At 70.3% G+C, this 13,101-nt stretch carries 11 protein-coding genes; 3 read left to right on the forward strand and 8 right to left on the reverse strand.

The genetic code is table 11. From position 1 onward, the window contains the following. Positions 1-140: 140 nt before the first annotated feature. Positions 141-1,640, forward strand: a complete 1,500-nt coding sequence (locus tag BN159_RS08150; protein ID WP_015656458.1) for a M1 family metallopeptidase — start codon at positions 141-143, stop codon at positions 1,638-1,640. On the opposite strand, the gene BN159_RS08155 is transcribed toward BN159_RS08150, so the two are convergent. Genes BN159_RS08155 through BN159_RS08165 form a run of 3 tightly spaced genes read right to left on the reverse strand, consistent with a single transcriptional unit; the run spans position 1,637 to position 4,538 of the window. Continuing rightward, positions 1,637-2,545, reverse strand: coding sequence for an adenosine kinase (locus tag BN159_RS08155; RefSeq protein WP_015656459.1), 909 nt, complete (start codon positions 2,543-2,545; stop codon positions 1,637-1,639). The genes BN159_RS08150 and BN159_RS08155 overlap by 4 nt on opposite strands. Beyond that, positions 2,542-3,030, reverse strand: coding sequence for a macro domain-containing protein (locus tag BN159_RS08160; RefSeq protein WP_015656460.1), 489 nt, complete (start codon positions 3,028-3,030; stop codon positions 2,542-2,544). The genes BN159_RS08155 and BN159_RS08160 overlap by 4 nt, the downstream gene beginning before the upstream one ends. Positions 3,031-3,071: 41 nt before the next feature. After that, a complete protein-coding gene (locus tag BN159_RS08165; protein ID WP_041818959.1) occupies positions 3,072-4,538 on the reverse strand; it encodes an amino acid permease in 1,467 nt (488 codons plus the stop codon). 223 nt (positions 4,539-4,761) lie between these two features. On the opposite strand from BN159_RS08165, the gene BN159_RS08170 reads away from it, so the two are divergent. Next, a complete protein-coding gene (locus BN159_RS08170; protein ID WP_015656462.1) occupies positions 4,762-5,475 on the forward strand; it encodes a MerR family transcriptional regulator in 714 nt (237 codons plus the stop codon). Between the two features lie 44 nt (positions 5,476-5,519). Here the strand turns inward: BN159_RS08170 and BN159_RS08175 are convergent, their stop codons facing one another. The 5 genes from BN159_RS08175 to BN159_RS08195 all read right to left on the reverse strand — a co-directional run bounded on the left by BN159_RS08175 (position 5,520) and on the right by BN159_RS08195 (position 11,757). Beyond that, positions 5,520-7,685, reverse strand: coding sequence for a 3-hydroxyacyl-CoA dehydrogenase NAD-binding domain-containing protein (locus BN159_RS08175; RefSeq protein WP_015656463.1), 2,166 nt, complete (start codon positions 7,683-7,685; stop codon positions 5,520-5,522). A 41-nt stretch (positions 7,686-7,726) separates the two neighbouring features. Further along, positions 7,727-8,941 carry an acetyl-CoA C-acetyltransferase gene (locus BN159_RS08180; protein ID WP_015656464.1) on the reverse strand — a complete coding sequence of 405 codons (1,215 nt, stop codon included), beginning with the start codon at positions 8,939-8,941 and terminating at the stop codon, positions 7,727-7,729. Between the two features lie 40 nt (positions 8,942-8,981). Beyond that, positions 8,982-10,124 carry an acyl-CoA dehydrogenase family protein gene (locus BN159_RS08185; protein WP_015656465.1) on the reverse strand — a complete coding sequence of 381 codons (1,143 nt, stop codon included), beginning with the start codon at positions 10,122-10,124 and terminating at the stop codon, positions 8,982-8,984. Further along, positions 10,121-11,254 carry a CaiB/BaiF CoA transferase family protein gene (locus tag BN159_RS08190; protein WP_015656466.1) on the reverse strand — a complete coding sequence of 378 codons (1,134 nt, stop codon included), beginning with the start codon at positions 11,252-11,254 and terminating at the stop codon, positions 10,121-10,123. The genes BN159_RS08185 and BN159_RS08190 overlap by 4 nt, the downstream gene beginning before the upstream one ends. A gap of 122 nt (positions 11,255-11,376) precedes the next feature. Beyond that, positions 11,377-11,757, reverse strand: a complete 381-nt coding sequence (locus tag BN159_RS08195; protein WP_015656467.1) for an MmcQ/YjbR family DNA-binding protein — start codon at positions 11,755-11,757, stop codon at positions 11,377-11,379. A 91-nt stretch (positions 11,758-11,848) separates the two neighbouring features. On the opposite strand from BN159_RS08195, the gene BN159_RS08200 reads away from it, so the two are divergent. Then, positions 11,849-13,027: a saccharopine dehydrogenase family protein gene (locus BN159_RS08200; protein ID WP_015656468.1), complete on the forward strand. Its 1,179-nt coding sequence runs from the start codon at positions 11,849-11,851 to the stop codon at positions 13,025-13,027. Positions 13,028-13,101 lie beyond the last annotated feature (74 nt).

Consider the following 13,101-nt stretch of genomic DNA (forward strand, 5'->3'; position numbering starts at 1 on the left):
ACTGAGTGGTCAGAGGTGAGCTGTCGGCTCGTGTCGGCCGAATGGCGATCGTGTGACAGCCGGGCCTGTGGACACCTGCGGGGGCACAGGGACTGAATAGAGTCCGAACAGACTTCGGTCCCCGACGACTTGGAGCTTTCGTGCACCGCAGATTCTTCGCGCCCGGCGTGCTCGCGGCGGCCTCCGTACTGCTGGCGATCCCGGCATCGGCCGCGAGTTCCGCCCCCGGCGCATCGGGCATCGGCGATCCCTACTACCCGGCTTACGGCAACGGCGGCTACGACGTCAGCCACTACGACCTGCGGCTGAAGTACCAGCCCGCGACCGACCGTCTCGAGGGCACGGCGACCCTGCTGGCCCGCACCACCGAGGACCTGTCGCGGTTCAACCTGGACTTCCTGCTGGACGTCGGCGAGGTGCAGGTCAACGGCGCGAAGGCGTCGTTCGCCACCTCCGGCGAGCACGAACTGGAGATCACCCCGAAGAAGGCGCTGGCCAAGGGCTCGCACGTGACGATCGTGATCCGCTACAGCGGGGTGCCGTCCGGCGAGAAGGCGTACGGCTTCACCAGTTGGCACCGCACCGCGGACGGCGGGGTCGCCGCGAACGAGCCCGAGGCGGCCTGGTGGTGGTTCCCGAGCAACGACCACCCGCTGGACAAGGCCACCTACGACGTGTCGGTCCAGGTGCCCGACGGCACCCAGGCCATCTCCAACGGCACGCTCCAGTCGACGACTTCACGCCTTGGCTGGACCCGCTACAACTGGCGCTCCAACAAGCCGCAGGCGACGTATCTCGCCACGCTCGCCGTGGGGAAGTTCGACATCACCACCGGCCGCTCCGAGAGCGGCATCCCGGTCGTCAACGCCTACAGCAAGGACCTCGGCGACAACGACGGCGCCGCGCGCGCCAGCATCGAGCGGACCGGGGAGATCGCCGACTGGCTGGCCGAGTACTTCGGGCCGTATCCCTTCAACGCGCTCGGCGGCTATGTGCCGAACACCAACACCGGGTACGCGCTGGAGACCCAGACCCGGCCGTTCTACAGCCCGCGCCAGTTCGCTGCCGGGTCCAACACCCAGGTGGTCGTGCACGAGTTGGCCCATCAGTGGTACGGCGACCTGGTGTCGGTGTCGGGGTGGAAGGACATCTGGATCAACGAGGGGTTCGCCCGGTACGCGCAGTGGCTGTGGTCCGAGCACGAGGGCGAGGGCACGGCGCAGGAGATCGCCGACTACGTGTACGCGACGCGTGCGGCCGACGATCCGTTCTGGACGGTGCGGCCCGGTGATCCGGGGCCGGACAACCAGTTCCACATCGCGGTCTACGACCGGGGAGCGCTGGCGCTTCAGGCGTTGCGGAACGAGATCGGCGACGAGGACTTCTTCGCGATTCTGAAGGGGTGGACGCAGAAGTACGCCTACGGCAACGCGTCCGTGGGGGACTTCCGGGCGTACGCCGAGCAGGTCTCCGGGCAGTCATTGGGCTCGCTCTTCGACACGTGGCTGTTCGAGCCGTCGAAGCCTGTTGCTGCGACGGCCCGGTCGGCGTCCATTTCACGGGAGTCGGTGGCTCCGGCTCAGCCGAAGTCGTGGCGGAAGATCGCGGCGACGAATGACGTGCACGATCACGGTCACTAAAGGGGGTTCTCGGCTGCGCCGGCCATGAGGTCGGCCCGGGTTATCGCGTCCGCCCGGGTCGACGGGACCGTGCAGGCGTAGGCGCCGGCGATCGCGCCGTAGTGGGCACAGCGGTGCGGGGGTTCGCCGTTGAGCCAGCCGAAGAGGAAGCCCGCCGCGAAGGCGTCTCCGGCGCCGTTGGAGTCGACGATCGGTGCCGGGGGCGTGACCGTCGGGATGTGGGTCAGGCTGCCGTCGGTGAGCAGGTACGCGCCCTCGGCGCCGGCCGTCGCGACGATCGCCTCGGCGCGGCCCCGCTCGGCAAGGCGGCGCATCGTCGACTCCGGGTCGGGCAGCGCTGTCGTGGAGAGGAAGACGAGGTCGGCCGCCAGGGCGAAGGGCTCGTGGTAGGGGTTCTCGCCGTCCCAGTTGTGCAGGTCGGTGGAGATCGTCACTCCGCTCTCGGCGAGGACGGGCAGGGCGTGGGCGCAGGGCTGGGTGATGGAGGCGTGCGCGTGGCGGCTGGCCTCGGCCAGTGTGCGGACCGTGGTCTCCGGGAAGCGGTCACCGTCGGCCGCCCTGCTGCTGTCGTAGAGGGAGAGGCGGCGGCCGTCGGGGCCGACGAGGTTCACCGCGCGCTTGGTGCCGAGGGGTTGGGGTACGGCGGTCAGGGCGATGCCGTGGTCCTTGTGCAGTGCGCGGACCAGGTCGCCCTCGGGGTCGTCGCCGAGCAGGTCGAGGTGGTGGGTCCGCAAGCCCAGCCTGGTCAGGCCCAGCGCCACGAAGTCGCCGGTCTGTCCGGCGCGGGTGCGTACCCCGTCCTCGATCATGTAGCTGTCGGCGTACGGGAGTGGCAGCTCCGGCACGTGGATGATCGTGTCGACGCCTGCCCCGCCCAGTACGAGAACGTCGGTGTCGCGGCTCAACTCTGCCCCTCCCCATGGTCGTAGACCGTGACGGGGATCCCCCGGCGCACCAGCCGATCGGTGATCAGCGGCTCCACCCGGGACCATTTGCCACCGGCCAGACCGCACCCTATCCGGGGCATGTGGACGGAGGCGCCGAGTTCCGTGGCCTTGTCCGCGAGGCGGTCCAGGGCCGCGTCGATCGCCTCGTAGCGCACGGGGACGCCCTTGCTGCCGGTGCGTATGCCGCGCTGGCCGACCAGGTTGGCGACCCACACATAGGGCTCGACCTGGACGAACTGCGCCGCTCCCAGGCCGAAGTCGTTCGCGGCGCGGCCGCGGTGCCAGGCGCGGTAGGCCTTCTCCGGCTCCGGCCAGCGGCGCGACACGGCGAGCACGAAGCCCTTGCCCCATCCCCCGATGTCGTTGCAGACATGGGCGATCACCTTGACGCCCTTCACCGACGGAACGGTGGCGTCACCCCGGACGTACGTGATCTCCGACATGACGCCACCGTAGGCGCTGCCACTGACAGTGGCCCCTGGATTTACTTCGTGAGCTCGGCCAGCTCCGCGTCCTCCGTCTTCGCCACCCGGCGCCGGACGGCGAACCAGCCGCCGACCAGCATCGCGGCGATGACCGGGATGAGCAGCAGGGTCTTGCGGCCGACCTCGGGGTCCTTCCACATCAGGCCGAGCACGGCGAGCAGGAAGGCGATCGTGACGATCTCGGTGACCGGGCTGCCGGGGAGCCGGAAGGACGGGCGGGTGACCAGGCCCTCCTTGGCGCGGCGGACGAACATCAGGTGGCAGATCATGATGATCACCCAGGTGCTGATGATGCCGAGGGAGGCCACGTTCAGCACGATCTCGAAGGCCTGGCTCGGCATCAGGAAGTTCAGGCCGACGCCGAGCACGCACACCGCGCAGGTCAGCAGGATGCCGCCGTAGGGCACCTGGCTGCGGTTCATGCGGGCGGTGAACCTGGGGGCCGAGCCCGCCATGGCCATGGAGCGCAGGATGCGGCCGGTGGAGTACAGGCCGGAGTTCAGGGAAGACATGGCGGCCGTCAGGACCACCAGGTTCATCACGTCGCCCGCGCCCTCGACGCCGATCTTCGACAGGACCGTCACGAAGGGGCTCTCGTCGGCCGAGTAGACCGAGCCGGGGAGGAGAAGGGCCAGGAGGACGACCGAGCCGACGTAGAAGAGACCCACGCGCCACATGATCAAGTTCACCGCGCGCGGGACGACCTTCTCCGGCTCGGCGGTCTCGCCCGCGGCGACGCCGACGAGCTCCAGGGCGGCGTACGCGAAGATCACGCCCTGCATGACGAGGACGACCGGCATCATGCCGTGCGGGAGCACACCGCCGTTGTCGGTGATGACGTCGAGGCCGGGAGTCTGACCGCCGACCTCATGCTGGGTCGCCAGCAGGAAGATGCCCACGAACATGAAGGCGACGAGGGTGGCGACCTTGATGATCGCGAACCAGAACTCCAGCTCGCCGAAGATCTTCACCGAGATCAGGTTCACCGCCAGGACCACCGCGAGGGCGGCGAGGGCCAGCAGCCACTGGGGGATGTCGGTGAACATGCTCCAGTAGTGCGTGTACAGCGCGATGGCGGTGATGTCGGCGATACCGGTCGTGGACCAGTTCAGGAAGTACATCCAGCCGGCGACATAGGCGCCCTTCTCGCCGAGGAACTCCCGCGCGTAGGACACGAAGGAGCCGGAGGAGGGCCGGTACAGGACCAGCTCGCCGAGGGCCCGGACCACGAAGAAGGCGAAGATGCCGCAGACGAGGTAGGCGACGGCGAGCGCGGGGCCCGCGTTGTGCAGTCGGCCGCCGGCGCCCAGGAAGAGTCCGGTGCCGATGGCGCCGCCGATGGCGATCATGTTGACGTGGCGGGCCTTGAGGTCCTTGCTGTAGCCGGCATCGCCCGCGTCCGCGGGCGTCTGGGCCGCCACGGTGGGGGATACGGCCTGTGCCGTGTCCACGGCGTCCTTGCTCACGTGGTGGTACCACTCTCTGGTGCGCCCGAGCGGATCGCGCTCGGGTGTCCGGACGTACGAATGGCCTGCGCCCTGCGTAGGGGCACAGACCAAGGGGCCACCTTCCCCGACGGAACGCGACTCACGCGGTGGCCTATGTCACAGAGCGTTACATCTCACACGGTTGCTCCGGGCTGGTCGCAGAAGGTGTCACAGCATTGGTGAGACAGCGATACTGCTGCACATGACGACCGGCACCGAGGAACCCACCCTCACGATCGACGAGCTGGCCGCGCGGGCGGGGATGACGGTCCGCACGGTGCGGTTCTACGGCACCAAGGGGCTGCTGCCGCCCCCGGTGATCGGCCCGCGCCGGGTGGGGCACTACGGGCGGGAGCATCTGGCCCGGCTGGAGCTCATCGAGGAGCTTCAGCAGCAGGGTCTGACTTTGGCGGCGATCGAGCGGTATCTGCACCGGCTGCCGCCGGGCCTCGACGCCCATGACCTCGCCGTGCACCGGGCCGTGGTGGCGTCCTGGGCGCCGGAGGCCGTGGAGACGGTGACACGGGAAGAGCTGGAGCAGCGGGCGGGGCGGGCGCTCGGCGACGAAGACCTGGAGCGGCTGGCCGCGATGGGCGTCGTCGAGTTCGCCGGCGAGCACTTCCGGGTCGATCTCGGGGTGCTGCGGCTCGGGGTGCAGCTGCTGGACATGCCGCTGTCGCAGGAGTCGATCCTCGCCGCGCGCAGGGTGCTGCTCCAGCACTCTCGGGCCGCGGCCCACGAGTTGTCGCAGCTGTTCCGCGGCGAGGTGTCCGAACGCGCCGCCCAGGACGTGAAGTCGCTCTCCGCCGATATGCAACCCCTGGTCGTCCAGGCCCTGTTGACGACGTTCCAGCGCTCGCTCAAGGAGGAGCTGCGCGAGTGGGTCAAAGCCTCGGAGACGGACGGACCCGCCTGAGAGGCTCAGGCGGGTCCGTCGGCCCCGGTGCTGTACGCCCGTGACTAGTCCTTGAAGGGCTCGCCCTTCTCCGCCTTCTCCACGAGCAGCGCCGGAGGCGTGAAGCGGTCGCCGTACTTCTCCGCCAGTTCGTTCGCTCGGGTGACGAAGCCCGGGAGGCCGCCCTCGTAGCCGTTGATGTACTGGAGGACTCCGCCGGTCCAACCGGGGAAGCCGATGCCGAAGATGGAACCGATGTTGGCGTCGGCGACCGACGTGAGGACGCCTTCCTCCAGGAGGCGGACGGTGTCCAGGGCCTCCGAGAAGAGCATGCGTTCCTGCATGTCCTTGAAGGGGATCTCGGCGTCCGAGCGCGTGAAGTGTTCGCGCAGGCCCGGCCACAGGCCCGCGCGCTTGCCCGAGTCGTCGTAGTCGTAGAAGCCCGCTCCGCCGCTGCGGCCGGGGCGGTCGAACTCGTCGACCATGCGGTCGATGACGGACTCCGCCGGGTGCGTGGCCCAGGTGCCGCCCGCCTCCTCCACGGCGCGCTTCGACTCGTTGCGGATCTTGCGGGGCAGCGTCAGCGTCAGTTCGTCCATCAGGGACAGGACCTTCGCCGGGTAGCCCGCCTGGGCCGCCGCCTGTTCCACCGAGGCCGGTTCCACGCCCTCGCCGACCATCGCCACGCCCTCGTTGATGAAGTGGCCGATCACGCGGGAGGTGAAGAAGCCCCGGGAGTCGTTCACCACGATCGGGGTCTTCTTGATCTGGCGGACCAGGTCGAAGGCCCGGGCGAGGGCCTCGTCGCCCGTGCGCTCGCCCCTGATGATCTCCACCAGCGGCATCTTGTCGACCGGCGAGAAGAAGTGCAGGCCGATGAAGTCCGACTGGCGGTCCACCCCTTCGGCCAGGGCGGTGATCGGCAGCGTCGAGGTGTTGGAGCACAGCAACGCGTCCGGCTCGACGATGTGCTGGATCTCCTGGAAGACCTTGTGCTTCAGCTCCGGGTTCTCGAACACCGCCTCGATCACCGCGTCGCAGCCCGCCACGTCCTGCGGGTCGGCGGTGGGGGTGATGCGGGCCAGGAGGGCGTCCGCCTTCTCGCGGGTGGTGCGGCCCCTGGCGACCGCCTTCTCGCAGAGCTTCTCGGAGTAGGCCTTGCCCTGGGCCGCGGCCTCCGCGGACACGTCCTTGAGGACGACCTCGATGCCCGCGCGGGCGCACGAGTAGGCGATGCCCGCGCCCATCATCCCGGCGCCGAGCACGGCGACCTTGCGGACCTGGCGCGGGTCGATGCCCTTGGGGCGATTCGCGCCGGAGTTGACCGCCTGGAGGTCGAAGAAGAACGCCTGGATCATGTTCTTCGAGGTCTGGCCCGCGGCCAGTTCGACGAAGTAGCGCGCCTCGATGATCTGCGCCGTCTCGAAGTCGACCTGCGCGCCCTCGACCGCGGCCGCGAGGATGTTCCGCGGGGCGGGGTAGGGCGCGCCGTTGGTCTGCTTCTTCAGGTTGGCGGGGAACGCGGGGAGGTTCGCCGCGAACTTGGGGTTCGCCGGGGTGCCGCCGGGGATCCGGTAGCCGGGCTTGTCCCAGGGCTGGAGCGACTCGGGGTTGGCCTCGATGAAGGCGCGGGCCTTGGCCAGCATCTCCTCCTGGGTGGCGGCCACTTCGTCGACCAGGCCGTTGTCCAGGGCGCGCTGCGGGTTGTACTGGGTGCCCTGCAACAACACCTTCAGCAACGCGTCCGTGATGCCCAGCAGGCGGACCGTGCGGACCACACCGCCGCCGCCCGGGAGCAGGCCGAGGGTGACCTCGGGGCAGCCGATCTTGGAGCCGGGGGCGTCGAGGGCGACGCGGTGGTGGCAGGCGAGGGCGATCTCGTAACCGCCGCCGAGGGCCGCGCCGTTGAGGGCGGCGACGACCGGCTTGCCGAGGGTCTCGATGCGGCGCAGGTTGCGCTTGATGGCCATGCCGCCGTCGAGGAGCTCCTGGGCCGTCTCCGGGGTGACCCGGATCAGGTCGCGCAGGTCACCGCCCGCGAAGAAGGTCTTCTTCGCCGAGGTGATGATGACACCGCGGATGGTGTCCTTCTCCGCCTCCAGACGGTCGGTGACCTGCGCGAGGGAGTCGCGGAAGGCCTGGTTCATGGTGTTGGCGGACTGGCTGGGGTCGTCGATGACGAGGGTGACGACGCCGGTGCGGTCCTGTTCCCAGCGGATGGTCGTGGTCATGAGGGGATCTCCGTAGAAGTCTCTTGTGGCCGCTGGGGTGTTCAGACGCGTTCGACGATGGTGGCGATGCCCATGCCGCCGCCGACGCAGAGGGTGGCGAGGCCGTAGCGCTTGTCCTGGCGCTCCAGTTCGTCGACGAGGGTGCCGAGGATCATGGCGCCGGTGGCGCCGAGGGGGTGGCCGAGGGCGATGGCGCCGCCGTTGACGTTGACCTTGTCCAGTGACAGGCCCATGTCGCGCACGAAGCGCAGGACGACCGCGGCGAACGCCTCGTTGATCTCGACGAGGTCGATGTCGTCGATGGTCAGGCCCGCCTTGGCGAGCGCCTTGCGGGTGGCCGGGGCCGGGCCGGTGAGCATGATGGTGGGCTCGGAGCCGGATACGGCCGCGGAGACGATCCGTGCGCGCGGGGTGAGGCCGTAGCGCTCGCCGACCGCCTTCGAGCCGATGGCCACCAGCGACGCGCCGTCGACGATGCCGGAGGAGTTGCCCGCGTGGTGCACGTGGTCGATCTTCTCGACCCAGTGGTACTTCTGGAGCGCGACCGCGTCGAAGCCACCGAGGTCACCGATGTCCGCGAAGGACGGCTTCAGCTTGCCGAGGGAGTCGGCGGTGGTGCCCGGCCGCAGGTGCTCGTCGTGGTCGAGGACGACCAGGCCGCTGCGGTCCTTCACCGGGACGACCGACTTCTCGAAGCGGCCCTCCTTCCAGGCCGTGGCCGCCCGCTCCTGGGAGAGGGCCGCGTACTCGTCCACGTCGCGCCGGGAGAAGCCCTCGATGGTGGCGATCAGGTCGGCGCCGATGCCCTGCGGCACGAAGTTGACGTCGAGGTTGGTCATCGGGTCGTTGAACCAGGCGCCGCCGTCGGAGGCCATCGGCACCCGGGACATGGACTCCACACCGCCCGCGAGGACGAGGTCCTCCCAGCCCGAACGGACCTTCATCGCGGCCAGGTTGACGGCCTCGAGGCCCGAGGCACAGAAGCGGTTCTCCTGTACGCCGGCCACGGTGTCCGGAAGTCCGGCGGCGATGGCGGCGATCCGGGCGATGACCGAGCCCTGGTCGCCGACCGGCCCGACGACGCCGAGCACGATGTCGTCGATCGCGGCCGGGTCGAGGCCGGGCCGGCGGGCCTGGATCTCGTGGATGAGCCCGACGACGAGGTCGATGGGCTTGGTGCCGTGCAGGGCGCCGTTCGCCTTGCCGCGGCCGCGCGGGGTGCGGATCGCGTCGTACACATACGCTTCGGTGCTCACAGGGAAGCCTTTCGGTGAGGGTCGGCCCAGCAGGAGGGCTTCAGCCGAGCAGGGAACGGCCGATGATCTCCTTCATGATCTCGGTCGTCCCGCCGTAGATGGTCTGGATACGTCCGTCGGTGAACGCCTTCGCGACGGGGTATTCGCTCATGTAGCCGTATCCGCCGTGCAATTGCAGACAGCGGTCGGCGACGCGCTTCTGGAGTTCGGTCGCCCACCACTTGGCCATGGAGGCGTGCACGGCGTCGAGTCCGCCGCCGGAGTGCTCCTCGACACAGCGGTCGAGGAAGGTGCGGGTCACCGCGCACTCGGTGGCCATCTCCGCTATCTCGAACCGGATGTGCTGCTTGGTGGCGAGCGGCCGGCCGAACGCCTCGCGCTCCTTGACGTACGTCGTGGTGAGCTCCAGGAGGTGCTCGGCGCCCGCGATGGCGGCGACCGCGATGCTCAGGCGCTCCTGAGCGAGGTTCGTCATCAAGTGGACGAAGGCGCCGTTGAGTTCACCGAGGAGGTTCTCCTTCGGGACCCGGACGTCGTTGAAGAACAACTCGGCCGTGTCCTGCGCCTTCTGTCCGATCTTGTCGAGGTTGCGGCCCCGCTCGAAGCCCTCCGTCCCGCGCTCGACCACCAGCAGCGACAGGCCGTGCGCGCCGCCCTCGGGCGTCGTCTTGGCGACGACGATGACCAGGTCGGCGAGGATGCCGTTGGAGATGAACGTCTTGGAGCCGTTCAGCAGCCAGTGGTCGCCGCGGTCCTCGGCCCGGGTGGCGATGCCCTGGAGGTCGGAGCCCGCGCCCGGCTCGGTCATGGCGATGGCCGTGATCAGCGAGCCGTCGCAGAAGCCGGGCAGCCAGCGGCGCTTCTGCTCCTCGGTGGCGAGCGAGGTGAGGTACGGGCCGATGATGTCGTTGTGCAGGCCGAGGGCGATACCGGGCGTCCCCGCGCGGGTGAACTCCTCGGCCATGACGGCGCTGTAGCGGAAATCGTCGGTGCCGCCGCCTCCGTACTCCTCGGGCACGGCCATGCCGAGCAGGCCCTGCTTGCCGGCCGCGCGCCAGGCGTCGCGGGAGACGATGCCGTCCTTCTCCCACTGCTCGTAGTGCGGCAGCACCTCCTTGGCGAGGAAGCTGCGCACGGTCTCGCGGATCGCCTCGTGCTCGTCGGAGTAGATCCGCCGCTTCATGACTCGTGGCCCTTCATCAGGTCGGGTGCGTCCCAGTCGCGTGCCACGTCCGCGGTGTCGGCACCCGGCTGCGCGGGGCCGGAGCGGACGGAGGTCGGGGTGGCGGAGAAGCGGGGCGCCGGGGCGGGCTGGGTGATGCCGCCGTGGTCGGTGAACGTGCCACGGGCGGCGAGGTGGGGGTGGTGCGGCGCCTCGCGGAGCGTGAGGACGGGGGCGACACAGGCGTCGGAGTCCTCGAATACGGCCGTCCACTCCTCCCGGGTACGGGACTTGAAGCGCGCGGTGACGGCCTCGCGCAGCTCGCCCCAGCGGGCCCAGTCCTTGCGCGCGTCGGCGTAGCCGTCGAGGCCGAGCAGGTCGAGGAAGGTGTCGTAGAACTGCGGCTCCAGGGCGCCGACGGCCATGTACTTGCCGTCCGCGGTCTCGTAGGTGCCGTAGTAGGGGCAGCCGCCGTCCAGGAGGTTGGCGGCGCGCTGGTCCTGCCAGCCGCCGGCGGCGAGCATGCCGTGGATCATCGCGGCGAGGTGGGAGGTGCCGTCCACGATGGCGGCGTCCACAACCTGGCCGGTGCCGGTGGCGCGCGCGTGGTGCAGGGCGGCGAGGACGCCGACGACGAGGTAGAGGGAGCCGCCCGCGTAGTCGCCGAGGAGGTTGGCGGGGGCGGGCGGGGGCTCGCCGGGGGCGCCGATCATGCCGAGGGTGCCGGTGAGCGCGATGTAGCCGATGTCATGGCCGGCGCGCTGGGCGAGCGGGCCGTCCTGGCCCCAGCCGGTCATCCGGCCGTAGACGAGCCGGGGGTTGCGGGCCCGGCAGTCCTCGGGGCCGACGCCGAGGCGTTCGGCGACTCCGGGGCGGTAGCCCTCGATCAGGATGTCGGCGCGGGCGGCGAGGTCGAGGACGCGCGCGGCGCCGTCGGGCGACTTGAGGTCGACGAGCACCGAGCGCTTGTTGCGGTTGGTGACGTCGTACGCGGGATCGATCGCGAGTCCGGGGCCGCCGGGCCGGTCCACGCGGACGACATCGGCGCCGAGGTCGGCGAGGAGCATCGCAGCGAAGGGGCCTGGCCCGATTCCGGCCAGTTCCACCACGCGTACGCCGGTGAGCGGGCCGTGCAGCGGCGTCTTTGCCATCCGGTCCCCAGGGTAAGTGTGACACTACTGATGTAACACCAGGGATGTTAGGAACTTGCCCCAATGAGCACAAGAGCAAGCGCTTAGTGACCTTACCGGGGTGGCTTACGGGGCGCCCTGCCTCAGCGGTCGTCGAGCTCGGCGACCAGCCGCTTCGGCGCGATGGTGCGGTAGCTCTCCTCCACCCAGTCGCACAGCAGCTCCGCGCGCGGGGCGCCCTTCTGCTCCAGCGGGACGCTCACCCAGCCGGACTTGCCGAGGCCGTATCCGGCGGGCTCGGCGCCGGGGCAGGTCAGCGCGTGGGCGTGGGCGGCCTCGTCCTTGAGCTTCACGGTGACGCCCAGCGGATAGCTGCCGTCGTCGACGCCGAGGAAGACGAACACCTTCTTGTTGACCTTCGCCACGGTCTCGCCCCACGGGAACTCCTCTTCGGCGCCGGGCATACCGAGGGCGAACTGGCGTACTTTCTCCCACTTCTTCAGGGCGTTCCGGTCCACGGCCATCCGCTGCCTCCCAGCCTGGTCGTCGGGCTCCGCACACCTCACGCTAGCCTCGGCCACCGACAACGGCGCGTGGTGCGGGACAAGAGGTGTCATGAGCAGGCTGAGCAGGACGGACCGTCCCTACGACATCGTGCTCTTCGGGGCCACCGGCTTCGCCGGGAAGCTCACCGCGGAGTACCTCGCGGCGCACGCCCCGGACGGGCTGCGCTGGGCGATCGCGGGCCGCGACGAGGCGAGACTGGAGCGGCTGCGCGAGGAGCTGCCGGGCGGCGAGCAGGTCGGCGTGGTCCGCGCCGACGTGGCGGACCCGGCATCGGTGCGCGAACTCGCCCGGCACGCGCGCGTGGTGGCCACCACGGTGGGCCCCTATGTGCGCTACGGCGAGGAACTGGTCGCCGCCTGCGCGGACAGCGGCACGGACTATCTGGACCTCAGCGGTGAGCCGGAGTTCGTGGACCTGATGTACGTCCGCCATGACGCACGCGCGCGGGAGACGGGCGCCCGGCTGGTGCACGCGGCCGGGTTCGACTCGATCCCGCACGACCTGGGCGCGTACTTCACGGTCCGGCAGCTGCCCGAGGGTGTGCCCCTGACCGTGGACGGCTTCGTGACCGCGGACGCCATGTTCTCCGGCGGCACATTCGCCTCCGCACTCGGCCAGTTCGCGCGCGGGCGCCAGATGCTGGCCGCCGCCCGGGACCGGGCCCGGCACGAACCGCGCCTGGTGGGCCGCCGCGCGCTGGCCCCGACCGGGGCGCCCCGGTACGCCGGTGAGATCGGCGCCTGGGCGGTTCCGCTGCCGACCATCGACCCGCAGATCGTCCGCCGCTCCGCGAAGGCCCTGGACCGCTACGGTCCCGACTTCCGCTATCGCCACTACGCGGCGGTACGGCATCTGCCGGTCGCCGTGGCCGGTGTGGTGGGCGTGGGCGGGCTCGCCGCCGCGGCCCAGCTGCCGCCCGCCCGGCGCTGGCTCTCGGACCGGCTGAGGCCCGGCGACGGGCCGAGCCCGGAGAAGCGCGCGAAGAGCTGGTTCTCGGTCCGCTTCGTCGGCCAGGGCGGGGGCCGTCGGGTCTTCACCGAGGTCTCGGGCGGCGACCCCGGCTATGACGAGACGGCGAAGATGCTCGCCGAGTCGGCGCTCTGCCTCGCCTTCGACGAACTCCCGCCGACCGCCGGGCAGGTCACCACGGCCGTCGCGATGGGCGACGCGCTGATCGAGCGGCTGCGGCGGGCGGGGATCGTGTTCCGGGTGGCCGCGAGCCGTTAGGGCCTGTCGTCGAATTCCCGTCGTCCGCCCGGAGGGCGGGCCCGGCGGCGTCTGGTGCGTGCGATCGCAAGGCG

This window comes from Streptomyces davaonensis JCM 4913, from assembly GCF_000349325.1.
GTDB lineage: Bacteria > Actinomycetota > Actinomycetes > Streptomycetales > Streptomycetaceae > Streptomyces > Streptomyces davaonensis.